General features: G+C 67.6%; 26 protein-coding genes. 19 read left to right on the forward strand and 7 right to left on the reverse strand.

Going from position 1 to position 24,620, the window contains the following annotated elements; genetic code table 11:
• Nucleotides 1–4 precede the first annotated feature (4 nt).
• The 3 genes from AC59JP_RS19575 to AC59JP_RS19585 are packed head-to-tail and all read left to right on the forward strand — an operon-like array spanning nucleotide 5 to nucleotide 2,586.
• Nucleotides 5–559 carry a PH domain-containing protein gene (locus AC59JP_RS19575; RefSeq protein ID WP_497327471.1) on the forward strand — a complete coding sequence of 185 codons (555 nt, stop codon included), beginning with the start codon at nucleotides 5–7 and terminating at the stop codon, nucleotides 557–559.
• Between the two features lie 10 nt (nucleotides 560–569).
• A complete protein-coding gene (locus AC59JP_RS19580; RefSeq protein ID WP_497327472.1) occupies nucleotides 570–1,253 on the forward strand; it encodes a response regulator transcription factor in 684 nt (227 codons plus the stop codon).
• Between the two features lie 7 nt (nucleotides 1,254–1,260).
• Nucleotides 1,261–2,586, forward strand: coding sequence for an ATP-binding protein (locus AC59JP_RS19585; RefSeq protein ID WP_497327473.1), 1,326 nt, complete (start codon nucleotides 1,261–1,263; stop codon nucleotides 2,584–2,586).
• Nucleotides 2,587–2,653: 67 nt separating this feature from the next.
• Here AC59JP_RS19585 and AC59JP_RS19590 read toward each other — a convergent pair whose 3' ends face one another.
• Nucleotides 2,654–3,199 (reverse strand): GtrA family protein, encoded by a 546-nt coding sequence (locus AC59JP_RS19590; protein ID WP_497327474.1) that lies wholly within the window; start codon nucleotides 3,197–3,199, stop codon nucleotides 2,654–2,656.
• A gap of 111 nt (nucleotides 3,200–3,310) precedes the next feature.
• Here AC59JP_RS19590 and AC59JP_RS19595 point away from each other — a divergent pair, with 111 nt between their 5' ends.
• The 5 genes from AC59JP_RS19595 to AC59JP_RS19615 are packed head-to-tail and all read left to right on the forward strand — an operon-like array spanning nucleotide 3,311 to nucleotide 6,308.
• Nucleotides 3,311–4,564 (forward strand): 5-(carboxyamino)imidazole ribonucleotide synthase, encoded by a 1,254-nt coding sequence (locus AC59JP_RS19595; protein WP_497327475.1) that lies wholly within the window; start codon nucleotides 3,311–3,313, stop codon nucleotides 4,562–4,564.
• On the forward strand, nucleotides 4,557–5,078 hold the full coding sequence (gene purE / locus AC59JP_RS19600) for a 5-(carboxyamino)imidazole ribonucleotide mutase (RefSeq protein WP_497327476.1): 522 nt from the start codon (nucleotides 4,557–4,559) through the stop codon (nucleotides 5,076–5,078). Before AC59JP_RS19595 ends, purE begins: the two co-directional genes overlap by 8 nt.
• Before the next feature lie 7 nt (nucleotides 5,079–5,085).
• Entirely contained in the window at nucleotides 5,086–5,544 is a 459-nt protein-coding gene (gene crcB, locus AC59JP_RS19605; protein WP_497327477.1) for a fluoride efflux transporter CrcB, read from the forward strand.
• Complete coding sequence (gene crcB / locus AC59JP_RS19610) at nucleotides 5,541–5,909, forward strand: fluoride efflux transporter CrcB (protein WP_497327478.1); 369 nt, start codon at nucleotides 5,541–5,543, stop codon at nucleotides 5,907–5,909. The genes crcB (AC59JP_RS19605) and crcB (AC59JP_RS19610) overlap by 4 nt, the downstream gene beginning before the upstream one ends.
• 45 nt (nucleotides 5,910–5,954) lie before the next feature.
• The gene (locus AC59JP_RS19615; RefSeq protein WP_497327665.1) at nucleotides 5,955–6,308 is read left to right on the forward strand and encodes a hypothetical protein; all 354 of its coding nucleotides are present in this window, start codon (nucleotides 5,955–5,957) and stop codon (nucleotides 6,306–6,308) included.
• Here the strand turns inward: AC59JP_RS19615 and AC59JP_RS19620 are convergent.
• Together AC59JP_RS19620 and AC59JP_RS19625 are read right to left on the reverse strand one after the other, a co-directional pair.
• Entirely contained in the window at nucleotides 6,305–7,018 is a 714-nt protein-coding gene (locus AC59JP_RS19620; RefSeq protein ID WP_497327479.1) for a TIGR03089 family protein, read from the reverse strand. The two genes, AC59JP_RS19615 and AC59JP_RS19620, sit on opposite strands and share 4 nt — an antisense overlap.
• Nucleotides 7,019–7,033: 15 nt before the next feature.
• Nucleotides 7,034–8,464, reverse strand: a complete 1,431-nt coding sequence (locus tag AC59JP_RS19625) for an LCP family protein (RefSeq protein WP_497327666.1) — start codon at nucleotides 8,462–8,464, stop codon at nucleotides 7,034–7,036.
• Between the two features lie 376 nt (nucleotides 8,465–8,840).
• Between AC59JP_RS19625 and rfbD the strand changes: the two genes are divergently transcribed.
• From rfbD to manB, 3 genes are read left to right on the forward strand one after another with little or no spacing between them, the layout of a single operon-like run.
• Nucleotides 8,841–9,644: a dTDP-4-dehydrorhamnose reductase gene (gene rfbD / locus AC59JP_RS19630; RefSeq protein WP_497327667.1), complete on the forward strand. Its 804-nt coding sequence runs from the start codon at nucleotides 8,841–8,843 to the stop codon at nucleotides 9,642–9,644.
• Nucleotides 9,645–9,654: 10 nt separating this feature from the next.
• Nucleotides 9,655–10,557: a glycosyltransferase family 2 protein gene (locus tag AC59JP_RS19635; protein ID WP_497327480.1), complete on the forward strand. Its 903-nt coding sequence runs from the start codon at nucleotides 9,655–9,657 to the stop codon at nucleotides 10,555–10,557.
• Nucleotides 10,554–11,630 (forward strand): mannose-1-phosphate guanylyltransferase, encoded by a 1,077-nt coding sequence (gene manB, locus AC59JP_RS19640; RefSeq protein WP_497327481.1) that lies wholly within the window; start codon nucleotides 10,554–10,556, stop codon nucleotides 11,628–11,630. Before AC59JP_RS19635 ends, manB begins: the two co-directional genes overlap by 4 nt.
• A gap of 3 nt (nucleotides 11,631–11,633) precedes the next feature.
• Here manB and AC59JP_RS19645 read toward each other — a convergent pair whose 3' ends face one another.
• Genes AC59JP_RS19645 through cofD form a run of 3 tightly spaced genes read right to left on the reverse strand, consistent with a single transcriptional unit; the run spans nucleotide 11,634 to nucleotide 14,543 of the window.
• Nucleotides 11,634–12,185, reverse strand: a complete 552-nt coding sequence (locus AC59JP_RS19645) for an NUDIX hydrolase (RefSeq protein ID WP_497327482.1) — start codon at nucleotides 12,183–12,185, stop codon at nucleotides 11,634–11,636.
• Nucleotides 12,186–12,201: 16 nt separating this feature from the next.
• Nucleotides 12,202–13,575 carry a coenzyme F420-0:L-glutamate ligase gene (locus AC59JP_RS19650; RefSeq protein ID WP_497327483.1) on the reverse strand — a complete coding sequence of 458 codons (1,374 nt, stop codon included), beginning with the start codon at nucleotides 13,573–13,575 and terminating at the stop codon, nucleotides 12,202–12,204.
• Nucleotides 13,572–14,543: a 2-phospho-L-lactate transferase gene (gene cofD / locus AC59JP_RS19655; RefSeq protein ID WP_497327484.1), complete on the reverse strand. Its 972-nt coding sequence runs from the start codon at nucleotides 14,541–14,543 to the stop codon at nucleotides 13,572–13,574. The genes AC59JP_RS19650 and cofD overlap by 4 nt, the downstream gene beginning before the upstream one ends.
• A 312-nt stretch (nucleotides 14,544–14,855) precedes the next feature.
• Between cofD and AC59JP_RS19660 the strand changes: the two genes are divergently transcribed.
• The gene (locus AC59JP_RS19660) at nucleotides 14,856–15,173 is read left to right on the forward strand and encodes a WhiB family transcriptional regulator (protein ID WP_497327485.1); all 318 of its coding nucleotides are present in this window, start codon (nucleotides 14,856–14,858) and stop codon (nucleotides 15,171–15,173) included.
• 26 nt (nucleotides 15,174–15,199) lie between these two features.
• On the opposite strand, the gene AC59JP_RS19665 is transcribed toward AC59JP_RS19660, so the two are convergent.
• A complete protein-coding gene (locus tag AC59JP_RS19665; RefSeq protein WP_497327668.1) occupies nucleotides 15,200–15,616 on the reverse strand; it encodes a metallopeptidase family protein in 417 nt (138 codons plus the stop codon).
• A 144-nt stretch (nucleotides 15,617–15,760) separates the two neighbouring features.
• Here AC59JP_RS19665 and AC59JP_RS19670 point away from each other — a divergent pair, with 144 nt between their 5' ends.
• The 7 genes from AC59JP_RS19670 to ahcY all read left to right on the forward strand — a co-directional run bounded on the left by AC59JP_RS19670 (nucleotide 15,761) and on the right by ahcY (nucleotide 24,620).
• Nucleotides 15,761–16,177 carry a DUF3499 domain-containing protein gene (locus AC59JP_RS19670; RefSeq protein WP_497327486.1) on the forward strand — a complete coding sequence of 139 codons (417 nt, stop codon included), beginning with the start codon at nucleotides 15,761–15,763 and terminating at the stop codon, nucleotides 16,175–16,177.
• A 126-nt stretch (nucleotides 16,178–16,303) separates the two neighbouring features.
• Nucleotides 16,304–17,671 (forward strand): phosphomannomutase/phosphoglucomutase, encoded by a 1,368-nt coding sequence (locus tag AC59JP_RS19675; RefSeq protein ID WP_497327487.1) that lies wholly within the window; start codon nucleotides 16,304–16,306, stop codon nucleotides 17,669–17,671.
• Between the two features lie 79 nt (nucleotides 17,672–17,750).
• Nucleotides 17,751–18,869 (forward strand): tobH protein, encoded by a 1,119-nt coding sequence (locus AC59JP_RS19680; protein WP_497327488.1) that lies wholly within the window; start codon nucleotides 17,751–17,753, stop codon nucleotides 18,867–18,869.
• Nucleotides 18,869–20,089 (forward strand): mannose-6-phosphate isomerase, class I, encoded by a 1,221-nt coding sequence (manA, locus tag AC59JP_RS19685; protein ID WP_497327489.1) that lies wholly within the window; start codon nucleotides 18,869–18,871, stop codon nucleotides 20,087–20,089. The genes AC59JP_RS19680 and manA overlap by 1 nt, the downstream gene beginning before the upstream one ends.
• A 54-nt stretch (nucleotides 20,090–20,143) precedes the next feature.
• Nucleotides 20,144–21,613, forward strand: a complete 1,470-nt coding sequence (locus AC59JP_RS19690) for an amino acid permease (RefSeq protein ID WP_497327490.1) — start codon at nucleotides 20,144–20,146, stop codon at nucleotides 21,611–21,613.
• Nucleotides 21,614–21,817: 204 nt separating this feature from the next.
• Nucleotides 21,818–23,122, forward strand: a complete 1,305-nt coding sequence (locus AC59JP_RS19695) for an alkane 1-monooxygenase (protein ID WP_497327491.1) — start codon at nucleotides 21,818–21,820, stop codon at nucleotides 23,120–23,122.
• 16 nt (nucleotides 23,123–23,138) lie between these two features.
• Nucleotides 23,139–24,620, forward strand: coding sequence for an adenosylhomocysteinase (ahcY, locus tag AC59JP_RS19700; protein WP_497327492.1), 1,482 nt, complete (start codon nucleotides 23,139–23,141; stop codon nucleotides 24,618–24,620).

Genomic DNA, 24,620 nt, shown 5'->3' on the forward strand with positions numbered 1-24,620 from the left:
CGCCATGGCGTACCCGCAGGACATGCTCGCCGCCGACGAGGAGCTTCTGCTCCACCGGCACCCGCACTGGAAGATGCTGTTCCTCCCCGCGGTCACGTTCCTCCTCGCAACGGCGGTGGCGGGGTTCCTCCTCGGGCTGGTGACGAAGCAGGTGGACGGAACCACCCGAACCGTCCTGCTCGCGGTGGTCGTCGCGGTGTGGCTGGGTGTGATCGCGTGGCGCTGCGTGGGAAAGCTGCTCGCCTGGCGCTTCACGCACTTCATCGTCACCGACCGGCGGGTGCTGATCAGGCAGGGCATCCTGACCCAATCGGGGATCGACATCCCGCTCGGCCGCATCAGCAACGTGCAGTTCCGGCACGGGCTCGTCGACAGGATGCTGCGAACCGGAACGTTGATCATCGTGGCCTCGTCCGACGATCCCCTCGAATTCGACGACGTTCCGCAGGTGGAGCGCGTCCATTCGCTGCTCTACCACCAGGTGTTCGACGCCATGGACATGCGCCGCGACTCCGACTCCGACGATCGCTACCGGCGCGCCGACGACCGAGACTCGTAAGCTGATTCACGTGACCGAAGTCCTGCTTGCCGAAGACGACGAGGCAATCGCCGCACCGCTGTCCCGCGCCCTCGGGCGAGAGGGGTACACGGTGACCGTGGAGGCGACCGGACCGCTCGCCCTCGAGCGGGCCCTGGCCGGGTCGTTCGATCTGTTGATACTCGACCTGGGTCTGCCGGGGATGGACGGCCTCGAGGTGTGCCGCCAGGTGAGGGCGCACAGTTCCGAGCTGGCCGTGCTGATGCTGACGGCCCGCACGGACGAAGTCGACTTCGTCGTCGGCCTCGACGCCGGCGCCGACGACTACGTCGGAAAGCCGTTCCGGCTCGCCGAGCTCATGGCGCGCGTGCGGGCTCTGCTGCGCCGGCGTGGAGCAGGTGCCGAGGACTCCGTGGTGGAAGTGGGCGGCATCAAACTCGACTCCGCCGCGCGACGCGTTCTGGTCGACGGCGCCGAGATCGGTCTTGCCAACAAGGAGTACGAACTTCTCAAGATCCTCCTCGATCACGCCGGCCAGGTGGTGCCGCGCGAGGTGATCCTGCAGGAGGTCTGGGGCGATGCGGAGCTCCGCGGGTCCAAGACACTCGACATGCACATGTCCTGGTTGCGCCGCAAGATCGGCGACGAGGGTCCCGTCGCCGAGCGTCGCATCGCCACCGTCCGCGGTGTCGGCTTCCGCATCAACGCCGACTGAGCTCGACGTGCGCCGTCGCATTCTGCAATCGATCCTCGCCGTCGTCATCCTGACCGGACTGCTCCTCGGATTGCCTCTCACCTACACGGCATGGTTGTGGGTCGAGGATTTCACCCGCAGCGACCTGCAGTCCCGGTTGGACCGGATGGCCGCGGAAATCATCTCCCAGGAGGGCGGCGACGGGTTCGTCGACGGCGCCCTCGACACCGCATCGCTTCGACTCGTCGTTCCCGAGGGTGGACGCCTGCTCGTGGTCTACCCGACTCCGGAGGACGCGGCGTCGCGGATGGACATCGGCGCGCCCAGCGTCGCGAGTCCGATCGTCGAGTCGCTGTCGATGGGAACGTCCGGATCGCTCCGACTCGAGGTCCCGTCCTCGCGCATGCGGACCCTGCAGCAGCAAGCCGTCGGCGCGGTGGCGCTGGTGGTGCTGGCGTCGATCGCAGCCGGGACCGTGGTCGCGGTCATGACCGCACGCCGGCTGGCCGATCCCTTGCTCCAGGTGGCCAAACGCGCCGCGCGCCTGGCCGAAGGCGACTTCCGGCAGGACGCGACCCGGCACGGCATCGCCGAACTCGACCGGGTGTCCGACGTCCTGGACTCGGCCACCGTCGAGATCGTGGGACGGCTCCAACGTGAGCACGCGCTGGTAGCCGACGTGTCCCACCAGCTACGCAGCCGGTTGACCGCGGTGCGGCTCCGTCTCGACGAGCTGTCGGTGTATCCCGACCCGGCCGTGGTCGACGAGGCGAACGAGGCCATGGCTCAGGTCGACCGGTTGACGTCCGCTATCGACGAGCTCGTCCGATCCTCCCGAAGCGACGGCTCGGCGGGCGCGTCGACGGTCTCGGTCGTGAACGAACTGTCCGGAGTCGTCCAGGAATGGGACTCCACCTACCGCGACGCCGGCCGCACACTCGACATGCGCGGCGACCCGGACGTGACCGCATCCGTCACCGGATCTCGGCTGCGCGAAGCGGTGTCGGTGCTGGTTCAGAATGCTCTCGAGCACGGCGACGGAACGTGCACCGTGTCCGTCCGACTGGTCTCCGGAGCGCCCGCTCGCGGCCACATGGAGCCCACGGTGTGCGTCGAGGTGTCGGACGAGGGAATCGGCGTCAGCAACGACCTCGCACCGCACATCTTCGACCGTGGGTTCTCCGGGGCCGGATCCACCGGCGTCGGATTGGCGCTTGCTCGTGCGCTCGTCGAAGCGGACGGGGGACGGCTCGAACTTCAACGGCGCAAACCCGCTCTGTTCGCCGTGTTCCTTCCGGCCGTCCGTGACGAAACTCCAGTTCCCGTCGGCGCAGGGATTCACGAACCTCGCTGAATCAGCTGGCACTCGGGCTGATCCGCTCCGCTGCTCAGCTGTCAACCGGGCTGATCCGCTTCGCTCCTCAGCTGTGCCCGAATTGTTCTTCCTCGTCGGCCGCCGGATCATCGTCGAGCACGACTCGACCGTTCTCGTCCGGAAACGCGAACCGGCGCAGTGCCCAGAAGCGGAAGACCATCTGCAGCAGATTGCCGATGATGTAGTTGAGGACGAAGTCGACGAACACCCGCGTCGTCAGATTTTCCTGCGCCTCGCGAATGTCGAACACGTTGTTGGCGATCCACAGCGGCGCGGCGGCCAGCAGAACGCCGATTCCGCTGATGGTGAAGAACAGCAGCGCCTCGTGGTGCCGCTCGCGTCCACCACGATTCTTGAACGCCCATTCTCGGTTGAGGATGTAGCTCAGAATGGTGGCCATCACGCCGGAGATGATCTTGGCGATCACCGGCTTGGGTTCGAGGATGGTGAGACTGAGCGAGTAGAAGATCGCGAGGTCGAACACCATGGTGGTGCCGCCGACGATGGCGAACTTGATCAGCTCGCTGTGACGCAGCGCGAGGTCCCGGAAAGGCTGGGGGACTCGGGCTATCACGTTGTCGATCAAGGGCACAACGCCAGAGTCTACGAACAATGTGGTGCCCGGGACGAATCGGTGGTCGCAGCCCGGCGCCCTCGGCCACCGATTCGAGTCGTTCGGCATGGGGCGTGGCACCATGATCGCGTGACAGGAACCGAGCCCCGTGAGACGCCGCCCCGCGAACCGACCTCCTCCATGCCGACCGTCACCATGATCGGCGGTGGTCAACTCGCTCGGATGACCCACCAGGCGGCGATAGCCCTCGGTCAGACGCTGCGCGTCCTCGCGGCCGGCCCCGGTGATCCCGCCGCCGCCGTGTCCGCCGACGTGGTGATCGGCAGCCACTCCGATCTCGACGACCTGCGTACGGCAGCCCGCGGCAGCGACGCGTTCACGTTCGACCACGAGCACGTTCCCACCGAGCATCTCGACGTCCTGGTTGCCGAGGGGGTCAACGTGCAGCCGCCCCCGACCGCGCTGATCTACGCGCAGGACAAACTCGAGATGCGCAGGAAACTGCAGTCGCTGTCCATGCCCGTTCCCGCGTTCGCGGAGGTGACGACGGTGTCCGACGTGACCGATTTCGCAGCCGCACACCAGTGGCCCGTAGTCCTCAAGGCGATCCGCGGCGGGTACGACGGGCGCGGCGTCTGGATGCTCGACGACGCCGACCACGCGCGAGAGGTGGTCGAGCAGCAACTCGCATCGGGTGTGCCCCTGCTCGTCGAACAGAAGGTCGAGATGGCCAGGGAGCTGTCCGCCATGGTCGCGCGTTCCCCGTTCGGCCAGGGCGCGACGTGGCCCGTCGTCGAGACCGTCCAGCGACGCGGACAGTGCGCGGTGGCGATCGCTCCGGCGCCGGGCCTGTCCGGTGACACCGCGGCCGACGCCGAGCACCTCGCGCTGAGAATCGCCTCCGAACTCGGTGTGGTCGGTGTGATGGCCGTGGAATTGTTCGAAACTCCGAGCGGTCGCCTGCTGGTGAACGAGCTCGCGATGCGCCCGCACAACTCCGGTCACTGGAGCATGGACGGGGCTCGAACGTCGCAGTTCGAACAGCACCTGCGTGCAGTGCTCGACTACCCCCTCGGCGACAGCTCGCCACTGGCTCCCGTGACGGTGATGGCCAACGTCCTCGGTGCGCCCGCCGCGCCCGCGATGTCGATGGACGAACGGGTGCATCACCTGTTCGCGCGTATGCCCGACGCCAAGGTTCATCTGTACGGCAAGGGGGAGCGGGAGGACCGTAAGATCGGCCACGTCAACGTGCTCGGGGACGCCTCGGGTTCCGCCGACGACGCCGAATACGTTGCCGGCGTGAGGGAACGGGCCGAGCGCGCCGCGCACTGGCTCTCACACGCCGAGTGGACCGACGGATGGGATCATCACGATGGCTGACGCCGGAGAAGCCGCCACGGGGCCCCGGGTCGGCATCGTCATGGGCAGTGACTCCGACTGGCCCACCATGGAGGCCGCGGCGCATGCGTTGGCCGAGTTCGGTGTTCCGTTCGAGGTGGGCGTCGTGTCGGCCCATCGGACACCGCAGCGCATGCTGGACTACGCAAGCGGTGCCGCCGACCGCGGCATCGAGGTGATCATCGCCGGTGCGGGCGGTGCAGCCCATCTGCCGGGGATGGTCGCCTCGGCCACACCGCTCCCCGTCATCGGCGTACCGGTTCCGCTGAAATACCTCGACGGCATGGATTCGCTGCTCTCGATCGTGCAGATGCCGGCGGGTGTACCCGTCGCCACGGTGTCCATCGGAGGCGCGCGCAACGCCGGCCTGCTCGCGGTGCGCATCCTCGGATCGTCGGATCCCGTTCTGCGCGAACGTATGTCGTCGTTCCAGAAATCTTTGGAGGCGATGGTTCTGGACAAGGACGAGGCGCTGCGACGCTCGTTGCTGGGCTGATTTCGACGTGTCCGAGGGGCCGGTCGATTCCGATGGGGTAGTCAGCGAACGGCCCCTGCACCGCAGGCCGGAGGCACTGGCCCTCGTGTTCGCAGGCGGCGCACTGGGTACCGCGCTGCGGTACGCGGTCGAGGAAGCGTGGGTGCACGGGGACACCGGCTGGCCCGTTGCGACGTTCGTCGTGAACGTCGTCGGCGCGTTCGTGCTGGGCCTGCTGCTCGAGATGTTGATGCGGCGCGGGCCGGACACCGGCCGGAGACGGTCGATCCGGCTGCTGCTCGGAACCGGATTCTGCGGTGCGTTCACCACCTACAGCACGTTCGCGCTCGAGACCGTACGGCTGGCCGAGAACGGTGCTGTGGCAACGGGTGTGGCCTATGCCGCCGTGTCCGTCGTGGCCGGCGCCGTGGCCGCGTTCGCCGGCATCGCGGTGGGCGGCGCGGTGGGATCGCGGGCACGGCGATGATCGTTGTCGCGGTGCTCGTGGCCGGCGCGGTGGGCGCGGTCTTCAGATTCGCTGTCGACGCCGAGGTGCGGAGGCGGTGGGCGGGATCGTTCCCGCTGGGAACGTTCGCGATCAACGTGACCGGTTCCCTGCTGCTGGGGATTCTCGCCGGACTGGTGTCGTTTCATCACGCGTCGGCCGATTGGCAGGCCGTGCTCGGCACGGGATTCTGCGGCGGCTTCACCACGTTCTCCACCGCAAGCGTCGAGACCGTTCGGCTGGTGCAGGCGGGGAGAACCGGGACCGCTGCCGTCAACGCGCTGGGGTCTCTGGTGACGTCCGTGGCCGCCTGTGCGCTCGGCCTGGTCCTGGTGTGGATTCTGTGAGCGCGTGGTGGTTTCGATGAGCGCAGTGTGGGTTCTGTGAGTGCCCTGACCCGCGCAGCGCGAGGCTCCCGGCAGGCCCGGCTCGCAACCGTCCTGGCGCTCGGATGGGCCCGATTGTTGCGCGCTCGAATTCGGTTCGACGACGATGTCGCGCTGTTCGTCTGCGAGAACATGCGGTGGGGGTTCGCGCGCGGCGGAACCTGCGTGGGAGGCGCCTTCCTCACGGGAGGAGTTCCCTCCCGCGCCCTGCTCCGACACGAATCGGTGCATGCCGACCAGTGGGCTCGGTTCGGGCTGTCCTTCGTCGTTCGTTATCTTCTCGAGGAAAGTCGACATCGCGGTCCGGCCAACAAATTCGAGATCGAAGCGGGCCTGCGCGACGGCGGATACGGCGTCTAGCCGCCGAGGGTCGCGGTGACCTTCTCGGTGGCGATGCGGCGTTCCATCGAATCGGCGTTCGGGCCTGCCACCTGCACGAGGGACGCCCCGACGACGAGCACGGACAGCAGACCGTCGACGATCTCGTCCGCCGTGGTCCACGATGCACTCGAGAGCACACGATCGGTCGCGGTGATGCCGTGATCGGCGGCCCGCGCGCGTGCGGCACCCAGCACGTCGTCGATCGTGCGGCCGTCGAGAACCGCGGTGCCCGCTCCGGAGGGCACGAACTGATCGCCGTGTACGCGAACCGAGGTCGCGTAATCGGTCACCCCGATCGGCAGATCCGGAACCGCCTTGCCGAACGCGTCGAGCGAGAACGCGACCACCTCGTCCGCGTTCGCCGCGTCGACACCGTCCGCGGTCACCAGCGCCACGTCCGCATGCGCTTGCGCGTCGAGCACCACCTCAGCGCCCGCCCACCACGCACCGAGGAGAACCGCAGCGGTCTGCCAATGCGCCGGCAAAGCGACGGCCACGACGCCTCCCGGCGCGAAACCGAAATCGTCGCGCAGGAAGTTGGCGGTCTTGGCCGCCCAGTTCGCCAGAGTCACCGCGGACAGCTCGATGCGTTCACCCGTCGCGTCGTCGTAATAGGTGATGCGCGGACCTGCCGGGTCGGATTCGAGAATCGGGGACAGCAGCGTGTCGGTGAGGGTGGAGGCGGGCATGACGAAACTCCTCGGTCAGTTGACGCAGGCCGGGCCCGTGCGCCCGGCATCGATGGCCGGCGCTGGGGGAGCAGGCGTCGCGGAATCGCCGGCCGGCGAGATCCCGCTGTCGGTCGGTGCCGCGGAGCCGTCGGCGCCCGGCCCGGCGTAGTCGGACGCCAGAACGACGCGCAGCGTGTCGGCACCCAGCGACGGGTCGGCCGCCACCGTCGCGTTCCCGAGCTGGGCGGCCAGGGTCGTCGCCGCAGCGCTGTCCGCATCCGTCGCGAGAACGGTCGTGGTGGTGACGGATGCACCGTCGTTGTTTCCGACCTGGCCGGCTCGATAACCCGACTTACCGAGCGCGCTCGACACGGCGGAGGCCAGACCGTCGATTCCGCTGTCGTTGGCCACGTCCACCGTGATGGACGACGGGTCGACGGTGGGCGTCGTGGTCTGCGAGCTCGTGTCGTCGCCGCCCAGGAGGCCCTCGACGTAGGCCTTCACGGCGGACGGGTCGACCTGCACGATCGACTCGCCGTAGTCGGTGACGGCATTGATGTCGACGACGGGGATGGTCTCGAACTTCACCGATCCGCCGGCGAGATCCTGCAACTTCGTTGCGAACTGCAGGATGTCCCAATCGGAGTCGATGACCACCGAGCGCTGGACCGCGGAGCTGAGCTGCCCCAGGGTGCTCGGATTGCTCAATGTTCGGGCGCTGAGCACCTTGTGGACCAGCGACGCCATGAACACCTGCTGGCGCACGATGCGATCGAGATCGCCGCGGGGAAGGTCGTGACGCTGACGCACGAAGCTCAGCGCGTTCGATCCGGTCAGCGTCTGCTGGCCCGCCGGGAAGTTGGCACCGGAGAGCGGCTCGTCCACCGGCGCGTTCAGGCACACGTCGACGCCGCCGACGGCATCGGTCAGCAGGACGAACCCGAGCAGACCCACCTCGGCGTAGTGGTCGACGGTCACCCCGGTGAGCTGGGCGACCGACTGAATCAACGCCTGGCGCCCGGCCTTGGTGGACTCCGCCTCGGCGTCGGCGTCGGAGACCCCGGACTGGACCAGCTTCAGCCGGTCCTCTTCCTTGGTGGCGCCGTACGCGGCGTTGATCTTCGACATCCCGATTCCGGGAACGTCGACATAGGCGTCGCGGGGAATCGAGATCGCCGTGGCGGACGACCCGTCGTTGGGCACTCGAATCAGAACGATGGTGTCGGTGTTCGACGCGGTTTCGTCGCCGGCGCGCAACGAGTCCAGTTCCTGCTGGGACAACGGATTGCCGAATGCGTCGGTGCGGCTGTCGGTTCCGACCATCAGGATGTCGACGGCGCCGTCCGCGCCGTCGCCGAGACCGAGATCCGACACCGTCGCCAGGTTCGATCGCAGTGAATCGACGCTCTGCCATGCGATTCCGGTGACAAGCACGGCCACCGTGGACAGTCCCGCCACGAGCACCCGGCCCGGGTTGCGTTTCGGTGTCGTGGCGGCGGCCCCGCGCTCGCCACCGCGATGGGAACCGCCGCGCGACGTGGCCCGCCCGCGCGGGGCAGTCGTCGGCGCGCCGCGCTGTCTACGACCTCGGCCGCGCCGTCCGTCGATCCGCTGCCGCTCGGCCGGCCGTCGTCGGGGGCGTCGTTCCGATCCCTGCGGATCCCACGGCACATCAGAATCCGTCACAAAGATAGAGGTTAGCCGTCGTAACCGCTCGTCCCCCGGAGGCGAGATCGGCGTGCCACACTCTGACGCTGTGAACACGGAACGAAGTGGACGACGCGACGACGCCCCGCACCTGCTCGTCACCGGCGCCGGCGGACAGCTCGGATCCCGCGTCATGGCCGCTGCAGCACCCGGCTCCGCGACCGGCGCGACCTCCGCCGACCTGGACATCACCGACTTCGAGGCCGTCCGATCCGCGGTGCAGCCCGGCGACGTGGTGATCAACTGCGCCGCGTACACGGCGGTCGATGCGGCGGAGACGGACGAGGAGAATGCCGCGCGGGTGAACGAGACCGGCCCCGCCGTGCTCGGCCGCGCGTGCGCCGAGGTGGGCGCACGAGTGATTCACGTCTCGACGGATTACGTGTTCGCCGGCGATGCGTCGGTCCCCTACGAACCCGACGATCCCACCGCCCCGCGCACGGCGTACGGCCGCACGAAACTGGCCGGGGAGGTGGCCCTGCACCGCGAACTTCCGTCCGCGACCGTGGTGCGCACCGCGTGGGTCTACACCGGGTCGGGTTCGGACTTCGTCGCGACGATGCTGCGTCTCGAGCGTGAACGAGACACCGTCGACGTCGTGAACGATCAGCTCGGCTCGCCCACCCACTCGGCCGATCTGGCCGACGCGCTGCTCGAACTCGCGCTGCACCCGGGCCCCGTTCCGCCGGTGGTCCATGCGACCAACTCGGGCAGTGCGACGTGGTTCGACCTGGCGCGCGCCGTGTTCTCCGCAGTGGGGTCCGACCCCGAACGGGTCCGTCCCTGCAGCAGCGCGCAGTTCGTACGCCCGGCGCCGCGGCCTGCGTATTCGGTGCTCTCGCCCGCATCCTGGACCGGGGCGGGACTGACACCGCTGCGCGACTGGAAGGACGCTCTGGCCGCGGCCTTGGCGGGGTCGGCGGCCGACAGCCGATAGTCTGACCGGCGTGAGTGACCATGTGGCCGTCGTAACGGTGACCTATTCGCCGGGCGAACATCTGGATCGATTTCTGACCTCGCTGACCCGAGCCACCACGCGGCGGGTGTCGGTGATCATGGCCGACAACGGCTCGACGGACGGATCGCCCGAAGCCGCGGAGCGCACGTACGACAACGTCACGTTGCTGCGCACCGGGGAGAACATCGGATACGGCGGCGCGGCGAACCGCGCCGTGACCGAGGTCGACTCGGACGTCGAGTTCGTGATCGTCGCAAACCCGGACGTGCAGTGGTCCGAGGGCTCGATCGACCGGCTGCTCGACGCCGCGGAGCGGTGGCCGCGAGCCGGATCCCTCGGCCCCTTGATCCTGGAGCCCGACGGCACCCACTACCCGTCCGCCCGGCGTGTGCCGGATCTGGTGACCGGTTTGGGACACGCCCTGTTCGGCACCGTGTGGCCGTCGAATCCGTGGACCGCGAGCTACCGGCAGGACCTCGAGGCGGTGTCGGAGCGCACCGTGGAATGGCTTTCCGGGTCGTGCTTGCTTCTGCGCCGGGCCGCCTTCGACTCCGTGAACGGTTTCGACTCTCGCTACTTCATGTACATGGAAGACGTCGACCTCGGCGACCGGCTGTCGAAGGCCGGGTGGCAGAACGTCTACGTCCCGACGGCCGAGGTGGTCCACGCCAAGGGCCACGCCGCGGGCCGTCACCCCGAGCTGATGCTGCCCGCCCATCACCAGAGCGCATATCGGTTCCAGGCAGACCGGCACCCCGATCGATGGCAAGCTCCTCTGCGATGGGCGCTGCGCGGCGGTCTCGCCGTGCGCTCCCGTCTGGTCGTCAGTGCAGCGACCAAGGAGCGCGACACGAATTCCTCGAACGAGCAACGAAAAGGTGGTAATCGATGACGGGCTCGGCAACCGACGCAGTGGTTCTGGTCGGCGGCAAGGGAACTCGGCTCCGGCCGCTCACCCTCTCCGCTCCGAAGCCCATGCTGCCGACGGCGGGACTGCCGTTTCTGACGCACCTCCTGGCGCGCATCAAGGAGGCCGGCATCGAGCACGTGGTGCTCGGAACGTCCTTCAAGGCAGAGGTTTTCGAGGATCACTTCGGCGACGGAAGCGCGCTCGGGCTCGAGCTCGAGTACGTCACCGAGACGGACCCCATGGGCACCGGCGGCGGTATCCGAAACGTGTTGCCGCGCCTGCGGGCCGAGAACGTCATGGTGTTCAACGGCGACGTCCTCGGCGGAACGGACCTGCGCGCCGTCCTCGACACCCATCACAGCACCGAAGCAGACGTCACGCTGCACCTCGTCCGAGTCGGCGATCCAAGGGCATTCGGTTGCGTCCCCACCGATTCCGACGGACGCGTCACGGCGTTCCTGGAGAAGACGGAAGACCCGCCGACCGACCAGATCAACGCCGGGTGCTACGTGTTCAAGCGCGAGATCATCGAGTCCATCCCGTCGGATCGGCCGGTGTCGGTCGAGCGTGAGGTGTTCCCGAATCTGCTGAGCGACGGCAAGCGCGTGTTCGGCCACGTGGACACCGCCTACTGGCGCGACATGGGCACACCGGAGGACTTCGTCCGCGGATCCGCGGACCTCGTTCGCGGAATCGCTCCGTCGCCGGCCCTCGACGGTCCGCGCGGTGAATCCCTCGTACACCCCGGTGCCGGGGTGGCGCCCGGAGCAGTTCTCGTGGGCGGCACCGTGGTCGGTCGCGGAGCCGAGGTGGGCGCCGGCGCCCGCCTGGACGGCGCGATCCTGTTCGACGGTGCCCGCGTCGAGGCCGGAGCCGTGGTGGAACGCTCGATTCTCGGGTTCGGCGCTCGTATCGGACCCCGCGCACTCGTTCGCGACGCGGTGATCGGCGACGGAGCCAACGTGGGCGCACGGTGCGAACTGCTGCGCGGAGCTCGGGTCTGGCCCGGAGTCACCCTGCCCGACGGCGGCGTGCGCTTCTCGTCCGACATCTAGCGCCTACGCGATACTCCCTGCGCGGCGCAGCATGTCGTCGATGGTGTCCCGCTCGGCGCTGTCCGGGAGGTCGTCGACGGGCCACCACCGCAGATCGACGGATTCGTCGCTGCGCACGATGTGCGCGTTCGCCGGTGCCCGCACCAGGAATCGCAGGTCGAGGTGTCGCGTCGGCACGCCGAGCGAGCACGTGATCGGGTGCGTGTGGATCGACAGCAGACCGGGTTCGATCGCGAGGTCGGCAATCCCGCTCTCCTCCACGGCTTCACGGAGCGCGGCATCGACGATGCCGTCGTCGCTCGGCTCGCAGTGACCACCCAGCTGCACCCACCGGCCGATTCGCGGATGCAGGGTCAGCAGCACGTGGCATCCGCCGTCGTCGAGGACCAGTGACGATGCGGTGATGTGGCCGGCGACATTCTCCCGCAGACACCCCAGCGGTGCGCTGTCGAGGAAGGCCAGCATGGTGTGGCGCAGCGTGTCGTCGTGACCGTCGCGGGCCGTCCAGTCGACCAGTGCCCGACGCGCCGTGCGGTGCAACGATTCCGCGCTCACGGTGCGAATCCCTCGGTCACAGCTCCAGCAACTCCGGCCCGAGGTCACGGGGCGCGCGCGCCTCGGCCGGCTCGGCCGGATGGCCGATCGCGACCGCGCCGAGTGCGGACCAGTCGGCGCGCAACCCGAGTTCGCTGCGCACCACGTCCGCGGCGAAGATGGTGGAGCCGATCCAGCAACTGCCCAGGTCTCGCGCGGCCAGGGCCACCAGCAGTCCCTGGACGGCCGCTCCGCCGGCCACGGTGAACATGGTTCGCTCGGCCGCGCGGCGACTGTCGTCGGGATACGCGTGTGCACCTTCGGGAACCAGGAACGGAATCACCAATTCCGGTGCCCGATACAGGATGTCGCCCCGGGACAGGCGCGCCTCGATGGAGGCTTCGGAGCGCCCGTCGGCCTCGAGTTCGGCTCTCCACTTCTCGCGCATGCGATCGAGCAGACCGGTCCGCACGCGAGGCGTACGAACCCACACGAAGCGGATCGGACGAGTGTGGTGCGGCGCCGGCGCCGTCAGTGCGTCGGCGACGGCTGCTCGGATGTCCTCCGGATCGACGGGGTCGGGGGAGAACGCGCGTACGGAGCGCCGCGCCGGAACTGCCTCGCGACGCCCGCGCTGGATGGATTCGGCGGTTCCGAGCCAGAAGAGATCGTCCTCGCCGGGCCGAACCAGTTGTGCCGCAGTCGATCCGTCGTCGACCGGGGTGAGTCCGCGCACCACCGCGACGGGTACGGAACCGAGTTTGCCCTTCACCAGATCACCGGCCGCGGCGATTTCGTCGACGACCGCGATCTCGGTCACCACGAGGTCGTTGCCCTGGCTGTCTCGTCCGCCGGCGTAGGGGTGCAGGACTCGGATGCCCGCCGATCCGATGGCCGCGTCGGTCTGTCCGACTCGCCACGCCCGGCCCATCGTGTCCGTGATCACAACGGCTACATCGACATTCATCGTCTCGGCCAGTCGCTCGCGAAGAGCGGCGGCGCTGGCGTCGGGATCCTCGGGCAGCAGGGCGAGTTCGTCGGAGACGACGTTGGACCCGTCGACTCCGGACGCTGCCTGCACGATGCCCAACCTGTTCTCGGTGATGAGCGTTCGACCCTTGCGGGCGACCACCCGTACCGCCTCCTGCTCCACGAGTCGGCGGCGCACCGTGTCGCGTTCCTGGGGGTCCGTGGGTGCGGCCACCAGGCGGCCTTCCACTTTGGAGAGCACCTTGCTGGTGACGACGAGCACGTCGCCGTTCTCGAGCCACGGTGCGCGCTGGGCGATGGCCGCGGCCAGATCGTCACCGGGACGGAACTCCGGCAGATTGTCGACCGGTCGAACGGTGATCGCGGCGCCCGGGGAATGGTCGGTGATCGCGGTGTCCCTCGGAGCGCTGGTGTCGGTCACAGTGCACCCGCGGCCTGTAGCGCGGCTCGCGCCATCTCTGCGGTGACGGTGGGGTCGGACATGATCAGCGGGATCGACTGCACGTCGACGCCGGGAACGTCGGCGGTGTCGGTGGAGTGCACGAGCCACGTGTCGAGGATTCCGGTGCCCGACCGAGCGCCGTAGTGCCGTCCGATCGCCTCGGCCGTGGTCTCGACACCGATCACGGAGAGGCACTCGTCGGCCATCCCGCGGAGGGGTTTGCCGTCGATGACGGGGGAGAGGCCGACGACTTTGGCGGGCGTCGTGCGAAGTGCTCCGCGAATACCGGGTATTTCGAGAATCGCTCCGATGCTGACGACCGGATTCGACGGCGCCAGGACGACCGCGTCCGCCGATTCGATGGCGTCGAGCACGCCCTCCGCCGGCGAGGCCTGATCGGCGCCGACGTAGGCAAAACTGTGAGTTGTCACAGCCGCGCGGTGGCGAACCCACCATTCCTGAAAATGGAGCGCCTTCTGATCGCCGTCGGCCGGATCGGTGATCACCACGTGGGTTTCGCTGCGATCGTCGCTGACGGGGAGGAGTCGGACGCCGGGCTTCCATCGATCGCAGAGCGCTTCGGTGACGGCCGAGAGCGGATAGCCGGTTCGCAGCATGCGGGTGCGGATCAGATGGGTGGCGATGTCGCGGTCACCGAGTCCGAACCACGTCGGCTCGGCGCCGTACGCCGCGAGTTCCTCCTTGACGCTCCAGGTTTCGTTCACCCGGCCCCAGCCGCGGTCGGTGTCGATTCCGTTTCCCAGGGTGTACATGCAGGTATCGAGGTCGGGGCAGATGCGCAGGCCGTGCATCCAGACGTCGTCTCCGACGTTGACGACGGCGGTGATGTCGCTCTCGTCCGCCACTCCCATCGAGCCCAGCAATGCCCGAACACCTTGCAGGAAGCGGGCTCCGCCCACCCCGCCGACCAAGACTGTCACTTTCACGAGAAACGAGCCTAGGCGCTGTTCGGAATCGCAGTTCGTGCGGTGTGGCTGCACGCGAAACACCGAGTGAGCGCGGGGTATCGCGAAAACAGGGCGATGGATGGTATTGGATTTACCGCCGTCCGCTTGACCGCGACACACCACGACGTGTCTAATCACAACCATGTCATTACGAGCTCGGCAAGCGAGATCGCTTGAGGCGAACGCTCATTCGAACGTCTGTTCCCATCGAGGTTCGAAATGACACTCGACGGCACATTCGACGGCAATCTCGAAAACAACTGCGCGCGAGCAGGTGAGGAGGCGGAAACGATGCCAGAACAACAGCTCGACGCAGCCGGATCTTCGCACACACAAGCCCCGGAAGCGCCGTTACTGACGCTCGTCCCATCCGACGACTACGAGTCGCTCGAGGATCAGTGGCAGGAGCGTGCCCTCTGCGCCCAGACCGATCCCGAGGCGTTCTTCCCCGAGAAGGGCGGGTCGACGCGAGAAGCGAAGCGCATCTGCCTCGGGTGCGAGGTCAAGGACGAGTGCCTCGACTACGCCCTCGCTCACGACGAGCGCTTCGGAATCTGGGGCGGTTTGTCCGAGCGCGAACGCCGTCGCCTCAAGCGCGGAATCATCTGAGCCACAACGCCATCCGGTGCCGGCGGTCAGTCCTCGTCGCCGCTCGGATCGGGATCGACCACGTCGGGCGACAGGCCCAGATACGTTGCGATCTGCTCCACCAGCACGCTGTGAATCAGGTCCGCCAATTCGTCACGATCGTGCGCTCGCCGCTCCAGCGGCCGCCTGAACAGCACCACCCTCGCTCGCGTCGTCGCGCCCCGCGTGTCCACTCCCGCCGGAACCAGACGCGACAGCGGAACCGGCCCCTCGGCCACCACTTCCTGCGGCCAGTTCACCGACTCGGGGTCCACGGCCCGGATCTTGGGAACGTCGTCGACAGCGATGTCCAGCTTCGTCAACCTGTCGTGCCAGCGCCGGTCGATGTCCGCGAAGGCTTCCAGAACGACGCCGTCGAACTTCTCCGCACGGGTGCGGTGCGCCGGCAGTGCGTCGGAGAACATCTGCCCACGGACGCCACGACCGCGCCGCGCCACCGACCGTGAGGTCTGGGGTCGTCGAGGTGGCGTGGGCACGCAGGAACAGTACCGACCCGGCTCTGCGTGTCTGCGCGGGTGGGCCCGCGTCAGCGGGCTAGGGTATCGCTCGTGAGAACAGTGCGTGGGTGCTGCCGGCCGGGGTGCAACAGACCGGCCGTTGCGACGTTGACCTACGTCTACTCCGATTCCACCGCCGTCGTCGGTCCGCTCGCCACCGTCGCGGAGCCGCACTCGTGGGACCTCTGCGAGGTACACGGATCGCGCATCACCGCGCCCAAGGGCTGGGAGATGGTGCGGTACGAAGGCGGGTTCTCGTCGTCGACTCCCGACGACGACGATCTGACCGCGTTGGCCGAAGCTGTTCGCGAAGCGGGACTTCGAGACCGCCCCACCTCCGTTCGTAGCGTGGACGCCGGCGTGAGCAGGACCGAGAACGACCTGCCGAGCGCCGCGGAACGCCCGGTGCCGAACGTGCGAACCGGTCGGCGAGGGCACCTGCGGGTGCTTCCCGACCCCACCAACTGACGCTCACGCCGCGCCGAAGGGTGCCTCGGGCCGATAGGCTCCTCCCGGATCGTCGCTTTCGGAAGCTCCCAGCCGAGACCCGACACCGCCGACGACCCTCGACCGCCGACGACCAGGAGAACGACAGTGCCCCGATCCGCAGAACAAGTCCATGCCGTCATCAAGGCGTACGACGTGCGGGGCGTGGTCGGTGAGCAGATCGACGTCGACTTCGTTCGTGACGTGGGTGGCGCCTTCGCCCGGCTGGTGCGCGAGGACGGCGCTCAGCGTGTGACCGTCGGCCACGACATGCGTGCGTCCTCACCCGAGTTGTCGCGTGCGTTCGCCGAGGGAGTGACCGCCCAGGGGCTCGACGTCGTCATGATCGGGCTCGCGTCGACGGATCAGCTGTACTTCGCCTCCGGCCGGTTCGACTGCCCCGGAGCGATGTTCACCGCCAGCCACAATCCGGCGAAGTACAACGGGATCAAGCTGTGCCGCGCGGGAGCGAAGCCGGTGGGCCAGGATTCGGGCCTCGCCACGATCACCGGCGAGGTGATCGACGGGGTGCCCCCGTACGACGGAACGCCGGGCGACATCACCGAGCAGGACGTTCTCGCGGACTACGCACAATTCGTGCGGGACCTCGTCGACACCTCGCAGCTACGGCCCCTCGTGGCGGCCGTGGACGCGGGAAACGGCATGGGGGGACACACGGTTCCCGCCGTGTTCGAGCCGATGACGGTGAGCGTGCGTCCGCTGTACTTCGAGTTGGATGGCACGTTCCCCAACCACGAGGCCAACCCGCTCGAGCCGGCCAACCTGGTGGACCTGCAGAAGTTCGTCCTCGACACCGGTGCGGACATCGGCCTCGCGTTCGACGGCGACGCCGATCGGTGCTTCGTCGTCGACGAACGGGGTGAGCCGGTCTCGCCGTCCGCCATCACGGCGCTCGTGGCGGAGCGCGAGCTCGGAAAAGAGCCCGGCTCCACCATCATTCACAACCTGATCACCTCGCGCGCGGTCCCGGAACTGGTGGAGAAGCTCGGCGGAACCCCGGTCCGGACGCGCGTGGGCCACTCGTTCATCAAGGCTCTGATGGCCGAGACCGGCGCCATCTTCGGCGGCGAGCACTCGGCGCACTACTACTTCCGCGACTTCTGGGGTGCGGACTCCGGCATGCTCGCGGCGCTGCACGTCCTGGCGGCACTGGGCGGGCAGGACCGTCCGCTGTCGGAACTGATGAAGCAGTACGAGGTGTACGCGGCGTCCGGCGAGATCAATTCGACGGTCGCGGACGCCTCCGGTCGCACCGATGCGGTGCTCGCCGCGTTCGAGTCGCGGACCGAGTCGGTCGACCGCCTCGACGGGGTCACCGTCTCGCTCGGCGACGCGGCATGGTTCAACATCCGCGCGTCGAACACCGAACCGCTGCTGCGCCTCAACGTCGAGGCCCGGACCGCCGCCGAGGTCGACGTTTTGGTCGAGGAGATTCTGGGTATCGTCCGCGCCTGATCCGGCTGCGAACTGTCATAGTGGGTACATCGCGATACGTGGAGGAACCAACGGGGTTCGTGAGGGAGGTGAGAAGGCGATGACTGCTCCTTCGTCCGTCGTCGACATCGACGACTCGGACGCCGTCCTGGCCGCCGACACTCACGGATCTCTGCACTCGGCAGCTCTGGCCGGCGCCCAGGTGCGGGCTACGGCTGCTGCCGTCTCCGAGGGCCTGCTGGATCACCTCGTCGACCTTCGTCCGCGCAGCGTCGTGCTGGTGGCCGCGTCCGGACGCGCTCGTCGTGCGGCCTCCCTCGCCGCCGCAGCACTGGGCGGCGCGGCCGGACTGCCCCTCGTCCATCTCTCGGCCACCCCGCCGTGGGTCGGTCCGCTCGACGTCGTGGTGGTCTCGGGTGACGACGCGGGTGACCCGCGTGTCGTCGATTCGGTGGCCGCAGCCGTGCGTCGACGCGCCGAGGTGGTGGTGGCGGTCCCCGACGAGGGCCCTGTACGCGCAGCGGGCGCGGGTCGCGTCTGCATGTTTCCCCCTCGAATGCAGGTGCTGGACCGAAACACGTTGCCCCGGTTCGTCGCCGTGATCGTCGCCGTTCTCGCCGCGGTGGACCCGCGAGACGACGCGGCGGCCGGCCTCGACTCGCTCGCCGACGTGCTGGACGACGAGGCCGCACGAAATCATCCGAGCTTGGAGTCCTTTCACAACCCGGCAAAGGCACTGGCTTCGCGGATGGCGGGACGCCGGGTGCTGATACTCGGCGACTCGCCCGTCACCACCGAGATCGCCGTGCACGCCGAGGAAGTCCTGCTGCGCTGTGGAACCGTCGCGGCGGCCGGTGAGCTCTCGGATGCCGTTGCGGCGGTGAGCGATTTCGGTCCGCTGGGTGGTGCGGCTTCCCCGGGCGCGGCCGATTTCGATCCGCTGTTCCACGACGAGGAGCTCGACGGTCCGAGGCCGAGCGATCCGGTGCGGGTCTTCACCGTGTCCACGGAACCGGACGAGAGTCTGGTGCGGCGCCGAAGCGCGATGCTGGGCGAGGTGGACGTGGTGCGGGCCGAGGTGTCCTCACCGGACGCGGCCTCCCCGCCCGCGGTGACCGTGTCTCGTTCGTCGACGGCACGGGCGGTCGAGCAGGCTCTGGTGATCGCGTCGAGGGTGGAAATGGCGGCGGCGTACGTACAACTGACAGGCGGTCGATAGTGGATCTGCTCGACGGAGCGGCGCGGTCGTATGCGTGGGGTTCGCGAATCGCGTTGGCGGCGTTGCGAGGTCGCCCGACCCCGTCACCGCATCCCGAGGCGGAACTGTGGTTCGGCGCGCATCCGGGGGATCCGGCGACGCTGCGTACGGCAGCCGGGGACGCGTCGCTGCTGGACGTCGTGACATCGGATCCGATCGGGCAGCTCGGCAAGGCGACGGTCGACGCGTTCGGAGAACGTTTGCCCTTCCTGCTGAAACTGCTTGCCGCGGAGGAACCTCTGTCGTTGCAGGCTCATCCGAGTTCGGCGCAGGCGGCCGAAGGATTCGCGCGCGAGAACGCCACCGGTATCGCTCTCGACTCCTCGGTGCGCAACTACAAGGACAGCAGTCACAAACCCGAACTCGTGATCGCGTTGACGCGCTTCGATGCCCTCGCCGGGTTCCGTGAGCCGAAACGCACACTCGAACTGTTCGATCACCTCGCGGTGCCGGAGCTGGCTCCGTACGCCGAGATGCTTGCTGCGCAACCGGATTCGTCGGGTCTGCGTGCCCTGTTCACGTCCTGGATCACTCTGCCCCAGCGCGCGCTGGACGTGGTGCTGCCCTCCGTGCTCGAAGGATGCGTGGTGGCTCTCGGCTCGGGTTCGGGTGATTTCGTGCCCGAACTGCGGACCGTTCTCGAGCTCGGAGAGTTCTACCCGGGCGACGGCGGGGTGCTGGCGGCGCTGCTGCTCAACCGCATCACTCTCGATCCGGGTCAGGGCCTCTACCTCGACGCCGGAAACCTGCACGCGTACCTGCGGGGCACGGCCGTGGAGATCATGGCCAACTCCGACAACGTGCTCCGCGGTGGTCTCACCCCGAAGCACGTCGACGTCCCGGAACTGTTGCGAGTGTTGGACTTCGAACCTCTCGACGCTCCCGTTCTGGATCCGACGGGCGACCGCGGGACGCCGGTCGTCTATCCCACCCCCGCTCCGGAATTCACCATCGCCCGGCTGGATCTGACGCCGGCAGACACCGACGTCACCACCGCCGTTCCGGGGTCGACGGGCCCGCGCATCGTGCTCGTGACCGAGGGCGACGTGGATCTGATCGTCGACGACCACACGCTGACCGTCCGCCGCGGCGGGGCGGCCTGGCTGGCGGCGACCGACCCGGATCCGGTGGTGCGGACCGCGTCCGACACCGCTCGGGTGTTCGTCGCGACCGTCGGCTGAATCCGGCGAGTCGTTTCGTCTCGGTGCGCCGTACGTCCGGTTTACTGTGAACTCGTGAGCGAACGACGAACGGGTCTCTTCCGAACCAAATCGATCGAGCAGTCCGTTCAGGACACCGACGAGCCGGACACCAAGCTCAAGAAGAACCTGGGCGCCTGGGACCTGACCGTGTTCGGCGTGGCCGTCGCGGTGGGTGCCGGCATCTTCACGCTCACCGCGCGCACCGCCGGTAACGTTGCGGGACCGTCGGTTTCGCTGGCGTTCGTCTTCGCTGCGATCACCTGCGGACTGGCCGCGATGTGTTACGCGGAGTTCGCGTCGACGGTGCCCGTCGCCGGCAGTGCGTACACCTTCTCGTTCGCGACCTTCGGCGAGTTCCTGGCGTGGATCATCGGCTGGGATCTGGTGCTCGAGTTCGCGCTGGCGTCCGCGGTGGTGGCCAAGGGGTGGTCGCTCTACCTCGGTGAGGTTCTCGGAACGGCCTCACCCGTGGTGACCGTCGGTTCGGTGTCGATCGACTGGGGCGCGCTGCTGATCGTCGTCGTGCTGACCGTCGTCCTCGCGACGGGAATCAAGCTGTCGTCGCGAGTATCGCTGGTCATCACCGCGATCAAGGTCGCCGTCGTTCTCCTAGTCGTGGTCGTCGGAGCGTTCTACATCAAAGCGTCCAACTACTCGCCCTACATTCCGCCGTCGGAACCCAGCGACACGGGGAGCGGTCTGACGCAGTCGTTGTTCTCGGCGGTCACCGGCGCGGGCGGGAGCACGTTCGGTTGGTACGGCGTGCTCGCCGCGGCCAGCCTCGTGTTCTTCGCGTTCATCGGCTTCGATGTGGTGGCCACGACTGCGGAGGAGACCAAGGATCCACAGCGTGCGTTGCCGCGAGGCATCATCGGGTCCCTTGTCATCGTCACCGTGCTCTACGTCGCGGTCACCTTGGTTCTCACGGGCATGGTCAAGTACACCGACCTCGCGGGAGACGATTCGACGCTGGCGACCGCCTTCGAACTGAACGGCATCACCTGGGCCAAGAACATCATTTCGTTCGGCGCTCTGGCCGGTCTCACGACGGTGGTGATGGTTTTGATGCTGGGCCAGACCCGAGTGCTCTTCGCGATGTCGCGCGACGGTCTCGTGCCGCGCGGCCTCGCCCGCACGGGAAGCCGCGGAACTCCGGTGCGCATCACGGTTCTCGTCGGCGTGGTCGTCGCCGTGATCGCGACGTTCTTCCCCATCGGAACGCTCGAGGAGATGGTGAACATCGGCACGCTCTTCGCGTTCGTCCTGGTGTCCATCGGAGTTCTGGTGCTCCGGCGCACCCGCCCGGACCTTCAGCGTGGTTTCACCGTTCCGCTCGTCCCGATCGTGCCCATTCTGTCCGTCATTGCCTGCTTGTGGCTGATGCTGAATCTCTCGGTCGAAACGTGGATCCGCTTCGTCGTGTGGATGGCGCTGGGTGTGATCGTCTACTTCGCGTACAGCCGTCGGCACTCGGTGCTGAACGGCACCACGCACACCTCCTGACGTGGTGTAGATCACATCGGGATCTGTCGGCTCTGAACCGCCTGCTCATCGCACGTTTCCGGGCGCGGGCCGACGCGTCGTCGGCTCCCGGTGTCGAAAACGACTCCGTCCGATAACGAATCCAACACAACGGTCCATTGTCCTGTTATAGGGTCCAATGGCAAACCGAAAGATTGTTTCGTTGTGGTTGGAGGATCGTCGAGCATGTTTTCGAGCTTTTTGCGAACAGCACGCTCGGTCGACAAGCTTTCGGGGGGCGCTCGTGAGACCGATGAATCAGTTACCGAACAACGCGTAGGGGAGTCGGGCAGCGACCGTCGAACCGTCTCGCGGTGGCGAGATCCGAAGCGCTACCTGTGGGTTCTGGGCCTGCTGGCGCCGGCGTCCGCGCTGCTGCCGTCCCAACTCGTCATGCACACCGGGTGGCCCATCTTCTGGTGGAGCGGACTGCTGGTCTTCTTCGTCCTGATTCCGGCAGCCGACATTCTGGCCGGCGAGGACGGGGTGAACCCGCCCGACGAGTCGGAGTCCTTGCAGGAGGATCGGTTCTACCGGTGGTGCACCTTCCTCTTCCTGCCCGTGCAGTTCTCGTCACTCCTGGTCGCGTGCTGGATGTGGGCGTTCGGCGACCTGACGATCGTCGACAAGATCGGGTACGCGGTGACGGTCGGCCTCGTCGGCGGGGTCGGTATCAATGCGGCACACGAGCTCGGTCACCGGATCGAGAACACCGAGCAGCTGCTCGCCAAAGTTGCTCTGGCGCAGTCGTTCTACGGCCATTTCTTCGTCGAGCACAATCGCGGACACCACGTCCGCGTGGCGACGCCGGACGACCCCGCGAGCGCGCGAATGGGCGAGGGGCTGTGGATGTTCATGCCGCGCAGCGTCATCGGCGGCGTGCGCTCCGCATGGACCCTCGAGAAGAATCGTCTGCGCCGCAAAGGACGGTCCCCCTGGACCGTGCGCAACCACGTGCTCAACGCATGGGGCATGAGCGTCGTGCTGTTCGCCGCGCTGATGCTGGTCTTCGGGGCGCAGATCTTTCCGTACCTCGTGATTCAGGCCGTGGTCGGTTTTCTGCTGCTCGAAGCGGTGAACTACATCGAGCACTACGGCCTGTTGCGGGCGCGCACGAAGCGCGGAACGTACGAGCGGTGCGCCCCGCGGCACAGCTGGAACAGCGACCGGATCGTGACGAACGTCTTTCTCTATCACCTCCAGCGGCACAGCGATCATCACGCGAATCCGACACGTCGGTTCCAGACGCTGCGGTCGTTCGACGAAGCGCCGCAGTTGCCGGCCGGGTACGCCACCATGGTCGTCCTCGCCGCAGTGCCGCCCCTGTGGCGCCGGTTCATGGACCCGAAGGTGGTGGCGCACTACGGCGGAGACGTCTCGCTCGCCAACGTGCACCCGAGACGGCGGGAGGCGATCGAGACTCGGTTCGCGCCGCTCTACGGCGGCACCAACACTCGGCCGACGCCCCTGGGTCTCGATCGGAGTGCCTGACCGATAGCCTGGGGGCATGACAACAACGACATCCGCACACGGCCTCGTGGCGGACAACATCGGTGGCCTCGACTTCAAGGTTCGGGATCTCTCGCTGGCGGAGTTCGGCCGCAAGGAGATTCGCCTCGCCGAGCACGAGATGCCCGGCTTGATGGCGCTGCGTCGCGAGTACTCCGATGTGGCCCCGCTCAAGGGCGCGCGCGTCTCCGGTTCCCTGCACATGACGGTCCAGACCGCGGTTCTGATCGAGACGCTCGTCGCGCTCGGCGCCGAGGTCCGGTGGGCGTCGTGCAACATCTTCTCGACCCAGGATCACGCCGCCGCGGCCGTCGTGGTGGGTCCGTACGGAACCCCCGAGGAGCCCAAGGGCGTCCCGGTGTTCGCGTGGAAGGAAGAGTCGCTCGAGGAGTACTGGTGGGCGGCCGAGCAGATGCTCACCTGGCCGGGCGAGCCCGCCAACATGATCCTCGACGACGGCGGTGACGCCACCATGCTGGTGCTGCGCGGCGCGCAGTTCGAGAAGGCCGGGGTCGTCCCGCCCACCGACGACGACGCCGACTCCGACGAGTACAAGGTGTTCCTGGGCCTGCTGCGCCGCTCGCTCGAGTCCTCGATGACCAAGTGGACCGAGATCGCGTCGTCCGTCCAGGGCGTCACGGAAGAGACCACCACCGGTGTCCTGCGCCTGTACCAGTTCGCGGCGGCCGGTGAACTGACGTTCCCCGCGATCAACGTCAACGACTCCGTCACCAAGAGCAAGTTCGACAACAAGTACGGCACGCGCCACTCGCTGATCGACGGAATCAACCGCGGCACCGACGTCCTCATCGGCGGCAAGGCCGTCCTGGTCTGCGGCTACGGCGACGTGGGCAAGGGCTGCGCCGAGGCACTCAAGGGTCAGGGTGCACGCGTGACCGTCACCGAGGCCGACCCCATCAACGCGCTCCAGGCGCTCATGGACGGCTTCGACGTGCGCACGGTGGACGAATTCATCGAGCAGGCCGACATCGTGATCACCTCGACCGGCAACCTCAAGATCATCACGTTCGAGCACATGCGCAAGATGAAGCACCAGGCGATCCTGGGCAACATCGGCCACTTCGACAACGAGATCGACATGGCCGGTCTCGAGAAGGCTCCCGACGTCACGCGCATCAACATCAAGCCGCAGGTCGACGAGTTCCAGTTCAAGGACGGACATTCGATCATCGTGCTGTCCGAGGGCCGTCTGCTGAACCTCGGCAACGCGACCGGTCACCCGTCGTTCGTCATGAGCAACAGCTTCTCCAACCAGGTCATCGCGCAGATCGAGCTGTGGACCAAGCCGAGCGAATACGACAACGAGGTCTACCGCCTGCCGAAGCACCTCGACGAGAAGGTTGCGAAGATCCACGTCGAAGCGCTGGGTGGCTCGATCACCAAGCTCACCAAGGAGCAGGCCGAGTACATCGGCGTCGACGTCGAAGGCCCGTACAAGCCCGAGCACTACCGGTACTGA

This window comes from Rhodococcus sp. 320_ES (assembly GCF_059691855.1).